Source organism: Ruegeria sp. BI7 (genome assembly GCF_056537925.1).
The window spans coordinates 1-12,738 of record NZ_JBQFSK010000014.1 but is presented as its reverse complement, the minus strand read 5'-3'; the positions used below and the strand labels follow the sequence as shown (position 1 = coordinate 12,738).

General features: G+C 55.6%; 17 protein-coding genes. 1 reads left to right on the top strand and 16 read right to left on the bottom strand.

What is annotated here, in order from left to right; genetic code table 11:
• Positions 1-119 precede the first annotated feature (119 nt).
• The 8 genes from rplP to ACR0JB_RS20485 form a co-directional block, all read right to left on the bottom strand.
• Positions 120-533, bottom strand: coding sequence for a 50S ribosomal protein L16 (gene rplP, locus ACR0JB_RS20520; protein ID WP_058283513.1), 414 nt, complete (start codon positions 531-533; stop codon positions 120-122).
• Positions 534-545: 12 nt separating this feature from the next.
• Positions 546-1,256: a 30S ribosomal protein S3 gene (gene rpsC / locus ACR0JB_RS20515; protein WP_008758042.1), complete on the bottom strand. Its 711-nt coding sequence runs from the start codon at positions 1,254-1,256 to the stop codon at positions 546-548.
• On the bottom strand, positions 1,256-1,636 hold the full coding sequence (gene rplV, locus ACR0JB_RS20510; protein ID WP_039538267.1) for a 50S ribosomal protein L22: 381 nt from the start codon (positions 1,634-1,636) through the stop codon (positions 1,256-1,258). Before rplV ends, rpsC begins: the two co-directional genes overlap by 1 nt.
• A 3-nt stretch (positions 1,637-1,639) precedes the next feature.
• Complete coding sequence (gene rpsS, locus ACR0JB_RS20505) at positions 1,640-1,918, bottom strand: 30S ribosomal protein S19 (RefSeq protein ID WP_005980699.1); 279 nt, start codon at positions 1,916-1,918, stop codon at positions 1,640-1,642.
• A 3-nt stretch (positions 1,919-1,921) separates the two neighbouring features.
• Positions 1,922-2,764 (bottom strand): 50S ribosomal protein L2, encoded by an 843-nt coding sequence (gene rplB, locus ACR0JB_RS20500; protein ID WP_170356688.1) that lies wholly within the window; start codon positions 2,762-2,764, stop codon positions 1,922-1,924.
• Positions 2,765-3,027: 263 nt separating this feature from the next.
• The gene (locus ACR0JB_RS20495) at positions 3,028-3,666 is read right to left on the bottom strand and encodes a hypothetical protein (RefSeq protein WP_170397715.1); all 639 of its coding nucleotides are present in this window, start codon (positions 3,664-3,666) and stop codon (positions 3,028-3,030) included.
• 350 nt (positions 3,667-4,016) lie between these two features.
• Positions 4,017-5,051, bottom strand: a complete 1,035-nt coding sequence (locus ACR0JB_RS20490) for a fatty acid desaturase (protein WP_170397718.1) — start codon at positions 5,049-5,051, stop codon at positions 4,017-4,019.
• Between the two features lie 261 nt (positions 5,052-5,312).
• Positions 5,313-5,894, bottom strand: a complete 582-nt coding sequence (locus tag ACR0JB_RS20485; protein WP_170351684.1) for a YceI family protein — start codon at positions 5,892-5,894, stop codon at positions 5,313-5,315.
• Positions 5,895-6,044: 150 nt separating this feature from the next.
• Between ACR0JB_RS20485 and ACR0JB_RS20480 the strand changes: the two genes are divergently transcribed.
• Positions 6,045-6,434, top strand: coding sequence for a MarR family winged helix-turn-helix transcriptional regulator (locus tag ACR0JB_RS20480; RefSeq protein WP_254437438.1), 390 nt, complete (start codon positions 6,045-6,047; stop codon positions 6,432-6,434).
• Between the two features lie 28 nt (positions 6,435-6,462).
• On the opposite strand, the gene ACR0JB_RS20475 is transcribed toward ACR0JB_RS20480, so the two are convergent.
• From ACR0JB_RS20475 to ACR0JB_RS20440, 8 genes are all read right to left on the bottom strand, one after another.
• Positions 6,463-7,164 carry a hypothetical protein gene (locus ACR0JB_RS20475; protein ID WP_217354389.1) on the bottom strand — a complete coding sequence of 234 codons (702 nt, stop codon included), beginning with the start codon at positions 7,162-7,164 and terminating at the stop codon, positions 6,463-6,465.
• A gap of 312 nt (positions 7,165-7,476) precedes the next feature.
• Positions 7,477-7,773: a 50S ribosomal protein L23 gene (locus tag ACR0JB_RS20470; RefSeq protein ID WP_058283516.1), complete on the bottom strand. Its 297-nt coding sequence runs from the start codon at positions 7,771-7,773 to the stop codon at positions 7,477-7,479.
• On the bottom strand, positions 7,770-8,387 hold the full coding sequence (gene rplD, locus ACR0JB_RS20465) for a 50S ribosomal protein L4 (RefSeq protein WP_170362268.1): 618 nt from the start codon (positions 8,385-8,387) through the stop codon (positions 7,770-7,772). Before rplD ends, ACR0JB_RS20470 begins: the two co-directional genes overlap by 4 nt.
• Positions 8,384-9,109 (bottom strand): 50S ribosomal protein L3, encoded by a 726-nt coding sequence (gene rplC / locus ACR0JB_RS20460; RefSeq protein ID WP_170351686.1) that lies wholly within the window; start codon positions 9,107-9,109, stop codon positions 8,384-8,386. The genes rplD and rplC overlap by 4 nt, the downstream gene beginning before the upstream one ends.
• A gap of 18 nt (positions 9,110-9,127) precedes the next feature.
• Positions 9,128-9,442 carry a 30S ribosomal protein S10 gene (rpsJ, locus tag ACR0JB_RS20455; RefSeq protein ID WP_008756422.1) on the bottom strand — a complete coding sequence of 105 codons (315 nt, stop codon included), beginning with the start codon at positions 9,440-9,442 and terminating at the stop codon, positions 9,128-9,130.
• Between the two features lie 227 nt (positions 9,443-9,669).
• A complete protein-coding gene (locus ACR0JB_RS20450) occupies positions 9,670-10,356 on the bottom strand; it encodes a hypothetical protein (protein ID WP_170397724.1) in 687 nt (228 codons plus the stop codon).
• Positions 10,357-10,659: 303 nt separating this feature from the next.
• Positions 10,660-11,904, bottom strand: a complete 1,245-nt coding sequence (locus tag ACR0JB_RS20445; protein WP_170397727.1) for a cation:proton antiporter domain-containing protein — start codon at positions 11,902-11,904, stop codon at positions 10,660-10,662.
• 130 nt (positions 11,905-12,034) lie between these two features.
• Positions 12,035-12,738: EF-Tu C-terminal domain-related protein (locus tag ACR0JB_RS20440; protein ID WP_480790246.1), on the bottom strand; the 704-nt coding region annotated here is incomplete at its 5' end.

Below are 12,738 nucleotides of genomic sequence, written 5' to 3'. Positions count from 1 at the left end.
GGCATGTGTCCATTGATAGTTTAAGTCCCATAACCTGCGTCTGACACCGAGAACGCAAAACCCCCGCCGGTATCCCGACGGGGGTCAATCTTTTAGCGAACGGGGTAGCCCCCAATCGCTTACCAGTCTTCGCGAACCACGACGCGAGTCTTGATCGGCAGCTTCATCGCGGCCAGGCGCAGGGCCTCGCGGGCGATGTCGTCATTGACGCCGTCGATCTCGAACATCACGCGGCCAGGCTTGACTTTGCATGCCCAGCGGTCGACCGAACCTTTACCTTTACCCATACGAACTTCGATCGGCTTTGCAGTGACCGGAGTGTCGGGGAAGATGCGGATCCAGACACGACCCTGACGCTTCATGTGACGCGTCATGGCACGACGTGCAGCTTCGATCTGGCGTGCAGTTACACGCTCAGGCTCAAGAGCTTTCAGGCCGTAGGTGCCAAAGTTCAGATCAGAGCCGCCCTTGGCGAGACCCTTGATCCGGCCTTTGTGCATCTTGCGGAATTTAGTACGCTTTGGTTGAAGCATATCTTTCCCTCCTTAGCGACGACCGCCACCAGCACCACGAGGTGCAGGGCCGTCCTGGAGTTCCTGTGCTTTACGGTCACGTGCCTGCGGATCGTGCTCCATGATCTCACCTTTGAAGATCCAGACCTTGATCCCGATGATCCCGTAGGGGGTCATCGCTTCGGCATGTGCGTAATCGATGTCGGCACGCAGGGTGTGCAGAGGCACGCGGCCTTCGCGGTACCACTCGGTCCGTGCGATTTCGGCGCCGCCCAGACGACCCGCGACGTTCACCCGGATACCCAGGGCGCCCATGCGCATGGCGTTCTGAACCGAACGCTTCATCGCGCGGCGGAACGAGACGCGGCGCTCCAGCTGCTGAGCGATGGACTCGGCAACCAGCTGCGCGTCAAGCTCGGGCTTGCGCACTTCGACGATGTTCAGGTGCAGTTCGCTGTCGGTCATACGAGCAAGCTTTTTGCGCAGAACTTCGATGTCTGCACCTTTCTTGCCGATGATGACACCGGGACGTGCAGTGTGGATCGTAACGCGGCACTTCTTGTGCGGACGTTCGATGATCACACGGGCAACACCGGCCTGCTTGCACTCTTTGTTGATGAACTCACGGATCTTGAGGTCTTCCAGCAGAAGATCACCGTAGTCCTTGGTGTCGGCGTACCAGCGGCTGTCCCAGGTGCGGTTGACCTGCAGGCGCATGCCGATCGGATTTACTTTATGACCCATTAGGCTTGCTCCTCAACTTGACGAACCTTGATGGTGATCTCCGAGAACGGCTTCATGATCTTGCCGAAACGGCCACGGGCACGCGGACGACCGCGCTTCATGACCAGGTTCTTGCCAACCCATGCTTCGGCAACGATCAACTCGTCGACGTCCAGGTTGTGGTTGTTTTCGGCATTCGCGATTGCGGACTGCAGGCACTTCTTGACGTCCTGCGCGACACGCTTGTTCGAGAAAGTCAGGTCGGTCAGAGCCTTCTCAACTTTCTTGCCGCGGATCATTTGCGCAACCAGGTTCAGTTTCTGCGGGCTGGTGCGAAGCATGCGCGTTTTCGCCATTGCTTCGTTTTCAGCCACGCGGCGGGGGTTCTTTTCCTTGCCCATGACTTACTTCCGCTTCGCTTTTTTGTCTGCGGCGTGACCGTAATAGGTGCGAGTCGGCGAGTATTCACCGAACTTCTGACCGATCATGTCTTCCGAGACGTTTACCGGGATATGCTTCTGGCCGTTGTACACACCAAAGGTCAGACCCACGAACTGGGGCAGAATGGTGGAACGACGCGACCAGATTTTGATGACTTCGTTGCGGCCCGACTCGCGCGCTGCTTCGGCTTTTTTCAGCACGTAAGCATCGACGAAAGGACCCTTCCAAACAGAGCGAGACATAGATTAACGTCCCTTCTTCTTGGCGTGCCGCGAGCGGATGATCAGCTTCTGGGACGCTTTGTTCTTGTTGCGGGTACGCTTACCCTTGGTGTCCTTACCCCACGGAGTAACCGGTGTACGGCCACCCGAGGTACGACCTTCACCACCACCGTGCGGGTGATCGATCGGGTTCATTGCAACACCACGAACCGACGGACGAACGCCCTTGTGACGCATACGACCGGCTTTACCGAGGTTCTGGTTGCTGTTGTCGGGGTTGGACACGGCACCGACGGTGGCCATGCATTCCTGACGGACCATGCGCAGCTCACCCGAGCTCAGACGGATCTGAGCGTAGCCGCCATCGCGACCAACGAACTGAGCGTAAGTACCGGCCGCACGTGCGATCTGACCGCCTTTTCCAGGCTTCATCTCGATGTTGTGGACGATGGTACCGATAGGCATGCCCGAGAACGGCATTGCGTTGCCCGGCTTGATGTCAGCTTTTGCCGACGCGATGACTTTGTCACCAACAGCCAGACGCTGCGGAGCCAGGATATATGCCTGCTCGCCGTCTTCGTATTTTACCAGTGCGATGAATGCGGTCCGGTTCGGGTCATATTCGATCCGTTCGACGGTTGCCGCGACATCAAATTTATTCCGTTTGAAGTCAACGATCCGGTAGAGACGCTTTGCGCCACCGCCGCGGCGGCGTGAAGTGATCCGTCCGGTGTTGTTCCGGCCGCCCGATTTGGTCAAACCCTCAGTGAGAGACTTGACCGGACGTCCTTTCCAAAGCTCCGAACGGTCGATCAGCACCAGCCCGCGCTGGCCCGGCGTCGTCGGCTTGTACGACTTGAGTGCCATGCTTTCTGTCTTCCGTTTAGCAAGTGCAGGGGATTTCCCCGCTATGTGATAGGCCCCCGTAGGTGCCAAGGGTATAGGGCCCCGAAGGTCCCCGGTTACAAATATCAGAGGCCCCGGAACGAATCCGAGGCCGCAAGATTGGGTGCATGTAGCAGTGTTGGGGGTGGGTGTCTATAGGGTAAACCAAATCGTTTTATCCAAAATGGCTGACCAATAATTAGCTTTTTGGCGTCAAGAAGGTTAGCACTTCTAGTCATACTATTCTATGAACTTGCCTCGGTTTTCTGAGTAACTGCAGGGTGAGCTTGTGGAAGAGCACGCAATACATGGCGTCCATTCCCAAACTGCCCCAAGGCTCTTAACAACGCTCGTGGGTTATGTAAGCGAAACTCCACCAAAGATATCATCACTCTCCACACCTCCATCGGTATGTTGAAGCTTCCAGTTCCATCAAGATTAGGAACGATGAACGAAGTTTGACTGATTAGACCTTTGTCTAGCAAGCTGATCGCTATTTCTGAGTCAGGTTTAATGTTTACTGCCCTGTCTTCGTTTGCGAGAGCCACACTGAGAGTCACAACCTCGCCCAGCTCTAGGTTCAACAACTTTTTCTTGATCTTTCGCCTTCGAAATGGGGCTGCGACACCTGTTAAGGTGTTTCGGAGAAACTTGAGGGTCCAACCGCACAACAGAAAGAGAGCCTTAAACACAGAGTTGAAAGCCAGACACCCGCAGACAATGAATATCACCCTCGCCAGCGGCAGCGCCGACTTAGGGAGCCCTACAAATCGCTCAGGCCAATTGTAATCAACTAGGAGAATCGTGCCGCTAATAGCCAGTACAGTCCACACGGCTTTCCCCGGTGCCTCAACTGCTGCTTTCACCTGCTCAATGTAGTTCACGTTTGCCCCACTGAATTCTGAGCTACTTATTGATTGCTTCACGTCGGTCTAAACGAAATAAGCTAAAGTCGTACAAACACAATTGCACTGTCCATCCCGCCTCAACATCTAGGACGCTTTTGAATTCGCAGCATGAATCCAGCGCGGAATCAAGGCCGAAGGCCGCCGCGCCAGCGACTGCCCGTCCCGGCGGGCTGGCGCTTTGGGGACGCTTACGCCTCGCTAGGAATTCGGATGTATCTGGCACCATAAAGCACATTGATCAGACGTAGCAGCGCCATCCCACGGGCAGTCGCTGGCGCTGCTCATCGCTCCGCACGGGTGGGTCCGATCAGTGATGGGCAGTGCCTTCATCCGTATAGCGCGCGGGCCTCGGCGAAGGACAGCAAACGACGGCTCTTCTCATCCCACAGATGCAGGCGCGCGTTGGCGAGGCTCTCTCGGATGGTCATCTGGTTGCTGTTTGCCAGCTCATCATGATCGCGCAGCACTTCGGTCAGGCGATAGAACGGAATGCGGCTGTAGAGGTGGTGCACATGGTGGATGCCGATATTGGCGCTGAACCACTGCAATACCGACGGCAGGATGTAGTGCGAGCTTCCGTGCAGAGCGGCCTCGTGCAGTTGCCAATCCTTATCGGGATCCCATTGCGTCTCTTCGAATTGGTGCTGGACGTAGAACAACCAGACGCCGGCCGCAGCGGCAATCAGGGTCGAGGGCAGGAAAATCAGCAACATCGGCATCACGCCACCAAAATAGTAGATGCCTCCCAGCACGATCATAATGGCAAGATTTGTGACCATTGCGCTGACCCAGAATTTCGGAATACCCGTCAGGCCAAGCGGCAGCCGGTTCTGAAACAGGAACAGATACCCGGGACCAAAGCCAAACAGGGTAATCGGGTGCCGATACACCCGATACCAAAAGCGGTTCATCGACGTCATCGCACGGTATTCGGCCACCGTCAGAGTGTGGATGTCACCCATCCCCCGCTTGTCCAAATTGCCCGAAGAGTTGTGGTGCGTGGAATGCGTACGACGCCAGACATCATAGGGCGTCAGAGTCAGCACTCCGATCACCCGCCCGACCCAGTCACTGACCGTTCGGTTCGTGAAGAAAGCCCCGTGCCCGCAATCGTGCTGAATGGCAAACAGGCGCAACAGGAATGCCGCGTTGAGGACTGAGACTGCAAAAGCAAGCCAATAGCTGACGGACAGGAACATCCACGACACTGCCCACAATGCGATGAATGGGATGATGCTGACGCCAAGCTCGAACCAACTGCGCAACTGGTTCGGTTCGCGATATTTGGCAAGCGTCGTCACCCAGTCACGCGCGGCGGTCACATCCGGCTTTGCCGAGGTCGATAGATTGGGTTCCGTCATGTGCCTGCCATATCTCTTTCTTTCAGCACACCGGATAGACGACCACACCGACATAGCAACCTGATTCTGGACCAATCGCGACGTTTGGCGTTCAATTTATGGTGCTGCCGCTCAAAAAAGGCCCCCGAAGTCACGGGGGCCTTGTTCAATTGTCCGATGTCGGGTCAGATCTAGGCAGGTGAAATCGTCGATGGCGTCATCCGTTCCACGTACATATGTGTTTTTTTTGACGCCAGCCCGACGACTCGGTCGACCGCAGTATTAGCCGTCCGCCTTCATCTCGGTTGCAATTATGATGCTGATCGGCCCGGTCGAGAAGGGCCCCACACCGAACTCCATGTGGTCAATCTCGCCCTCTGCCGTGAAGGCCACCCAATCGCCCGCGTAATATTCGATGGCGCTGCCCAGCGGGTGCTCGCCCTGATGGGTCAGCGTCGCCTTCAAGGTCACGGGTTTGGTCACGCCGTGGATGGTCAGGTCACCGGTCACATCCGCCGTGGTGTCTCCGGTCCGCGCGATCCCGGTGCTGACAAAGGTGATCTCGGGGTAGGTTTCGACCTCAAAGAAATCCGCCGACTTCAGGTGGTCGTCCAGCGGGCCAAAGCCCGACGACAGGCTGTTTGTGTCAATTGTCACGTTCAGGGTCGATGCCTCGACATCATCCGCGTTCAGGTCCAGCACGCCTTCGGCCTTGGTGAACTCGGCATGCTGGTTGGACACGCCTGCATGGCTCCAGCCAAAGCGCACCTCGGTATGCCCCTGGTCAGTTTTGTAAGTCTGCGCAAAGGCCGGGGTGACGGCGACAGCTACGGCAACGGCTGCAATCATAGATTTGAAAGTCATCGTGATGTTCCTTTCATCTGCAATGGGGCTGGTTTTTAGATGAATTTTCATCTAGTTGAATTTCCAGCCAACAGCAATAAGATTTGGAGTAAACACAAAGTTGTGAAGAACGATCTGCCAACCCCCTTGGAAACAGACATCTGGGTGGCCATGAACCGGACAACCCGGCTTATCCAATCAGAAATCAGTGCAGCCTTGAAAGATGCGGGCCTGCCGCCTCTGAAATGGTATGACTTGCTATGGTCGCTTGAGCGGCACGGAGGAAGGCTGCGCCCTTTTGAACTTGCTCAAGACACCATTTTTGAGCAGTCGAACCTGTCTCATCTCAGCAGACGAATGGTTTCTGAGGGGCTAATCGAGTTCGTATCTTATGCCGGAGACAGGCGCGGTAAAATGCTGCAGATTACAGACAAGGGCAAAGAGCTGCGTAAACGTATGTGGAAAATCTACGGACCGCTGCTGCATGAAAAGATGCGCGCACTTGGCGGTGCCGAGGGTTGGCAGGCGTTCCTTGCGTCCGCGGGACGTCAGGCGGATTGAACGAAACATCAAAGACCCAGATCGACGATCACCCCAATGACCGCCTGCGACACAGTGGTTCAGATTCAACCGCAATGCGCTGCTTTAGTTTGATATGGCCCAACACCTCGCTAAAGGCGCGGTGCCTGGGTTTCCCCTCAAGATAATCCGCCAGCTTGAGCAGGTTGATCGGATGCTTCACAATCAGCGCTTCGACCCTCTGCACTGCGTCATCCAACTCGTAATGGTCGATAAACTGACAAGCCACTTGGGTCGGTGTTAGCAGGCAAAAATCCTGTGGCCGTTTGTCGGTATAGCGGGTGATATCGAAGGGTGACGCCCCAAGGGCGTGGAACTTGGGGATGTACACGCGCGTATCAGCCTGCGGATGTTCTAGTACCGTGCCCGAGATCTGACGAAACCCCAGCGGCCCAAGCTTGCCGAAAACATGTCTCCGCATCGCCGGAGAAACCATGTCGATATCCGCCCTGTCATATTTCAGATCATCGAATACGGACAAAAGCCCAAGATTTTCATTAGCGATCTGAAAGTATGGCTCGGCGCTGAAAGCCCGCATCTGCACCAGTACCTGATTGCGTTTGGCTTCAGTTTGGGAGCCTGAAACCGCGTCACCGGCAGGATCCACTGACCCCGCAAAAAGCCGCAGTAAGCGCTGGGTAACGGACCCCTGCTTGCGCGCATAACGGTCCGAATTCACAGAGATTGATTTGTTTCCTCCACGTTTGTTCATTTGACCGTACCTATAATTTCCGAAGCATTCGGCGCATCAGTCAAAACGCTTGGGCGTACCACCCCATAGTCACCGCCCAATCAACAGAATGATCTTCAACCTTTTGCCCCGTTCACTACTGAAGATAACGCAGTCCGCTCCCCTGTCACGGGTTAGCGGCGAAAGAACGCCGGTAACAAAACGCTAACGGCTTGCCGTCAGACACCCGTTCCCGCCTTGGACATGGCAGCTTCCTGACCCAAACGTAAAAAGGCTCCGCCCACCATTCGGGGGCGAAGCCTGATCATGTTCTCACCGCTTGGTGTAACCGGATCAGAGACCGGTCGACACGTCGATGGTGTTACCCTCTTCCAGGGTTACATATGCTTTTTTGACGTCTTTCCGACGGCCCAACTGGCCGCGGAACCGCTTGACCTTGCCTTTGGTGATGGTGGTGTTCACCGCCTTCACCTTGACACCAAACAGCGATTCAACCGCTTCTTTGATCTGCGGTTTGTTGCTGTCGATCGCCACTTCAAAGACAATCGCGCCGTTCTCGGACGCCATGGTCGACTTTTCGGTGATGATCGGCTTGCGGATCACGTCGTAGTGTTCTGCCTTCGCGCTCATTTCAGACGAGCCTCCAGTGCTTCGACAGCCGCTTTGGTGAGCACCAGGGTGTCACGCTTGAGGATGTCATAAACGTTTGCACCCATCGACGGCAGGATATCCAGACCTTCGATGTTGCGCGACGCCTTCAGGAAACCTTCGTTCACGGTCGCACCGTCGATGACCAGAGCGCGTTTCCAGCCCAGGTTTGCAACCTGTTTGGCCAGAGCGGCGGTCTTGCCTTCGGCTTCGGCGTTCTCGATCACAACCAGTTCACCTGCCTTGGCTTTGGCCGACAGAGCGTGGCGCAGGCCAAGCTTGCGGAACTTCTTCGGCAGGTCGTGGCCGTGCGAACGAGGGGTCGGGCCTTTGTAGATACCACCCTTGCGGAAGATCGGCGCGTTGCGGTCACCGTGACGAGCGCCACCGGTGCCCTTCTGGCGATAGATCTTCTTGGTCGAGTAGCTGGTTTCCGAGCGGGTCTTCACCTTGTGGGTGCCGGCCTGCGCGTTGTTGCGCTGCCAACGGACCACACGGTGCAGGATGTCCGCGCGCGGCTCTAGGCCGAACAGGTCTGCATCCAGCTCGATGTTGCCGGCTTTGCCGCCGTCCAGATTGATTACATCAAGTTTCATGCTTCACCACCTTCCGCGGGTGCTTCTTCCGCAGGTGCTTCGGTTGCAGCCGATTTCACAGCAGCCGGGAAAGGCAGGCCTTCCGGTGCTTTCTTCTTGACGGCGTCCTTGACGGTGACCCAGCCCGATTTCGGTCCGGGAACGGCGCCTTTGATGAAGACCAGACCACGGTCGGCGTCGGTTTTGACAACTTCCAGGTTCTGGGTGGTAACACGGGCAGCACCCATGTGACCGGCCATCTTCTTGCCTTTGAACACCTTGCCCGGGTCCTGACACTGACCGGTCGAACCGTGCGAACGGTGGCTGATCGAAACACCGTGCGAAGCGCGCAGACCACCGAAGTTGTGGCGCTTCATTGCACCGGCAAAGCCTTTACCGATCGAGGTACCCGAAACGTCAACTTTCTGACCTTCCAGGAAGTGTTCTGCCGAAATCTCAGCACCCACTTCAATCAGGCCATCTTCGGAGACGCGAAACTCGGCCAGCTTGCGCTTGGGCTCGACCTTTGCAGCGGCATAGTGACCGCGCATGGCCTTCGAGGTGCGTTTTGCCTTGGCCGCACCGGCGCCCAGCTGAACGGCGGTGTAGCCGTCTTTGTCAGCGGTACGCTGTGCAACGACCTGCAGGTTGTCCAGGTGAAGAACGGTCACAGGAATCTGCTTGCCGTCTTCCATGAACAGGCGGGTCATGCCAACTTTTTTTGCGATAATACCAGAGCGCATAATCTATACCCTCCGATCTTACGACTGCAGCTTGATCTCGACGTCCACACCAGCAGCGAGGTCGAGCTTCATCAGCGCGTCAACGGTCTGGGGGGTCGGATCAACGATGTCGAGCAGACGCTTGTGCGTACGGATCTCGAACTGGTCGCGGGATTTCTTGTCAACGTGAGGGCCACGGAGAACCGTGAACTTCTCGATCTTGTTCGGCAGCGGGATCGGGCCGCGCACGTTCGCGCCGGTCCGCTTGGCAGTGTTGACGATCTCTTGCGTGCTGGCATCCAGAACGCGATAGTCAAATGCCTTCAGCCGAATACGGATATTTTGGCTTTGCATAATAACAGCCTTTTATCAGGCGTTGAGGTTGAGAGGAGGACAAGCGCGCATCGCCAACCCTCTTCGAACCCAAAAGGCGGGAATCACCCCGCCTTAACGTTCTTGTTGAGAACTCGCGCGAAATACAGGGGTGTAGGGGGTTTGGCAAGGGCGATTTAAAAGCTCATTGAAAAAGTAATTGAGCTAAGGCTCAGAGCTACGCGTTTCTAAGTCCAAGATTAGGTCACTTACTTTACGGTCTCTGAATTGCTCAGGGTGCTTTCGTGATGTCGATACACATCACCAAGAATTGCTGCTGGACATTGTAGAGAAAAATCTTCCAAAACATCTCTACAATAGGCAGACGCACGCAGAAGGAAAACCAACTCGCTTTCGTCTACGAACGGCTCATCTTCCGGAATCCGTTTTCCCTCATACTCGGACCAACTAAGATTCGAGAACACTGGCAGAACACCAAGCGATGAAGGAACAAAACGATCAATGCATGCTCTCTGATCAAGCTGCGAAACTTCGGTATCAACAACCAATACGAACCCTCGCACCTCATTCTTCTCGTTCGCGCCCCAAGCTGCAAAGCATCCAGCACCTTGAACAGACAATCCTGAAGACAGTAACCGTCGAATCTCCGGTTTTGCGTTTGAGATATCAATATCAATGTCACGGCCAATATAGACTTTGGTCGCATTTCTTGCCTTTTCGTCTTTCAATCGACCAAACAACAGCGCATAGTTTGTTTCCGGTCCGATACTGCCTTTAGGCAGAAACCAGTTGCCCGGAGATCCAGGTAACGAGATTTGTGTTTTTGCATGCTCCCCCAGAAATTTGAGCATTGATGCCGAATGGAATCCTAGCTCAGCAGGAACGTCCCCAACTGCTTCAAATGCAATTCCATCGGGCCAATGAGTCAACGTCATGAGGTCCGCGTTTTCACGGATGTATCGATTTGTCGGAACAACTAAATCCGAGGATTCTTGGCCATTCACTGATGTTGCGAGGAATACCAAGCAAACAAGGTTCCTGAGTACTGTCATTCTATGAAACCCTCGGCAGAACGCGTGCAATATTTCCGCACAATACCGTGATGTCAAACCATTCAGACCGGGCTTTAGAATCAGTGGTTCCCCGAAAACACGCAAGCGCAAACTTGGACACAGAACACCGCGCGGACGCCGCAACGACAGCTTCACCTCTCTGACGCTGCGCCCTAGGAGGAGCCGCTAACCCTCAGGCGGTCGGATCGTCACATATCGAGGCGCAATGACCTTGTCATAAAAAAGAAAGAACAGCGGCGTCAGCACCATCGACAAGGCAACGACAATGATCAACGTATTCGCCAGATCGGCGCTCAACACATGCGTGGCGACCGAGAAGGACAGCAACACAAACCCGAACTCTCCGGCCTGCGCCATCCCCAGCGCAAACAGCCAATTATTTGCACCGGACACGCCGAACAATCGGCCTAGAGCAAAGAGGATCACCGCCTTTATAGCCATCACTCCAAAGGTCAGCGAGACGACCAGGCCTACATTATCGACCATCAACCTGAAGTTCACCGAGGCTCCTACGCTGACAAAAAACAACCCAAGAAACAGCCCCTTGAACGGAGTGATCTCTTTTTCCAGCGCATTGCGATATTCGCTATTGGCCAACACCACCCCGGCGATGAACGCCCCCAGAGCCGGTGTCAGACCAACGGCCATCATCAACACGGCCACACCGACCACAAGGGTCAGGGCCATGGCTGTGAACAGCTCAGGCAATTTAGCGGATTCGACATATCGGAACACTGGCCCGGTCAGATAAGCACCGCCAACAATCACCAGAATGATCGAACCAAGTGTGACAAGCGCCCTCAGCCATCCCGGCATGCCTTGCACAAGATTCAGTGAAAGCCCGGTGCTTGTCGTGGGCCCGTGACTGACGGCCCCGCCCCCCATCGCGGCAAGTTCCGGCAGAGCCAGTAGCGGCAGAAGCGCCAGAATTGGGATCACCACAATGTCCTGCATCAACAGAACCGAAAAGCTGGATTGCCCTCCGGTTCCCATCAGCAGCCCTTTTTCATGCAGTGTTTGCAACACGATAGCCGTGGACGACAGTGAAAATATCAACCCGATGGTCAAGGCCGACTGCCACGGCTGCCCAAGCGCCATCGCCAACCCCATTACGGCAAGAGAGGTACAAACCAGTTGCAAACCGCCCAACCCCAAAAGCCTTTTACGCAAATCCCAAAGTTTCTTTGGCGCCAGTTCCAGACCAATCAGAAACAGCATCATGACAACGCCAAATTCGGCAAACCGCTCAAGGCTGCCGACATCAACACTCAGCGCCGACAAGACAGGGCCAAGCAGCATTCCGGCAATCAGGAAACCCAGAACCGACCCAAGGCCAAGCCATACGGCGACCGGAACAATAGCAATGCCCGTCCCGAGAAGAATGAAAGATAGAAAAAGATAGTTTTCCATATAGGTTCAAATATTGCTTGTGGAGCTATCTTACACAAGCAGCACAATTTTGCGTGCCTTGGAACCGATGTCCAAACATAAAAAGGGCGCCCCAAGGGACGCCCTTTCTTTGAGTATTGGCTTTAGCGCCTTACTCGATGATTTTCGACACAACGCCGGCGCCGACGGTGCGGCCGCCTTCGCGGATGGCGAAACGCAGGCCGTCTTCCATCGCGATCGGGGCGATCAGCTCGACGGTGAAGCCGACGTTGTCGCCGGGCATGACCATCTCGGTGCCTTCGGCCAGGGTCACGGTGCCGGTCACGTCTGTTGTACGGAAGTAGAACTGCGGACGGTAGTTCGCGAAGAACGGAGTGTGACGACCGCCTTCTTCCTTGGTCAGGATATAGGCTTCGGCTTCGAACTTGGTGTGCGGTGTAACCGAACCCGGCTTACACAGAACCTGGCCACGCTCAACGCCGTCACGGTCGATACCGCGCAGCAGGGCGCCGATGTTGTCGCCTGCTTCACCGCGGTCCAGCAGCTTGCGGAACATTTCAACGCCGGTGCAGGTGGTTTTCTGAGTGTCGCGGATGCCGACGATTTCGATCTCGTCGCCAACATTGATCACACCACGCTCAACACGACCGGTCACAACGGTACCACGGCCCGAGATCGAGAACACGTCTTCAACCGGCATCAGGAACGGCTTGTCAACTTCACGCTCAGGGGTGTCGATGTAGTCATCAACAGCCGCCATCAGTTCCTTGATTTTCTCTTCGCCGATTTCCGGGTTGTTGCCTTCCATCGCGGCCAGAGCCGAACCTGCGATGATCGGAATATCGTCGCCGGGGT

Excerpts from the sequence above, each read along its gene's own strand:
- rplP (WP_058283513.1), bottom strand. The coding sequence starts at position 533 with ATGCTTCAACCAAAGCGTACTAAATTCCGCAAGATGCACAAAGGCCGG.
- rpsC (WP_008758042.1), bottom strand. The coding sequence starts at position 1,256 with ATGGGTCATAAAGTAAATCCGATCGGCATGCGCCTGCAGGTCAACCGC.
- rplV (WP_039538267.1), bottom strand. The coding sequence starts at position 1,636 with ATGGGCAAGGAAAAGAACCCCCGCCGCGTGGCTGAAAACGAAGCAATG.
- rpsS (WP_005980699.1), bottom strand. The coding sequence starts at position 1,918 with ATGTCTCGCTCTGTTTGGAAGGGTCCTTTCGTCGATGCTTACGTGCTG.
- rplB (WP_170356688.1), bottom strand. The coding sequence starts at position 2,764 with ATGGCACTCAAGTCGTACAAGCCGACGACGCCGGGCCAGCGCGGGCTG.
- ACR0JB_RS20490 (WP_170397718.1), bottom strand. The coding sequence starts at position 5,051 with ATGACGGAACCCAATCTATCGACCTCGGCAAAGCCGGATGTGACCGCC.
- ACR0JB_RS20485 (WP_170351684.1), bottom strand. The coding sequence starts at position 5,894 with ATGACTTTCAAATCTATGATTGCAGCCGTTGCCGTAGCTGTCGCCGTC.
- ACR0JB_RS20480 (WP_254437438.1), top strand. The coding sequence starts at position 6,045 with ATGAACCGGACAACCCGGCTTATCCAATCAGAAATCAGTGCAGCCTTG.
- ACR0JB_RS20475 (WP_217354389.1), bottom strand. The coding sequence starts at position 7,164 with ATGAACAAACGTGGAGGAAACAAATCAATCTCTGTGAATTCGGACCGT.
- ACR0JB_RS20470 (WP_058283516.1), bottom strand. The coding sequence starts at position 7,773 with ATGAGCGCGAAGGCAGAACACTACGACGTGATCCGCAAGCCGATCATC.
- rplD (WP_170362268.1), bottom strand. The coding sequence starts at position 8,387 with ATGAAACTTGATGTAATCAATCTGGACGGCGGCAAAGCCGGCAACATC.
- rplC (WP_170351686.1), bottom strand. The coding sequence starts at position 9,109 with ATGCGCTCTGGTATTATCGCAAAAAAAGTTGGCATGACCCGCCTGTTC.
- rpsJ (WP_008756422.1), bottom strand. The coding sequence starts at position 9,442 with ATGCAAAGCCAAAATATCCGTATTCGGCTGAAGGCATTTGACTATCGC.
- ACR0JB_RS20450 (WP_170397724.1), bottom strand. The coding sequence starts at position 10,356 with ATGACGTTGACTCATTGGCCCGATGGAATTGCATTTGAAGCAGTTGGG.
- ACR0JB_RS20445 (WP_170397727.1), bottom strand. The coding sequence starts at position 11,904 with ATGGAAAACTATCTTTTTCTATCTTTCATTCTTCTCGGGACGGGCATT.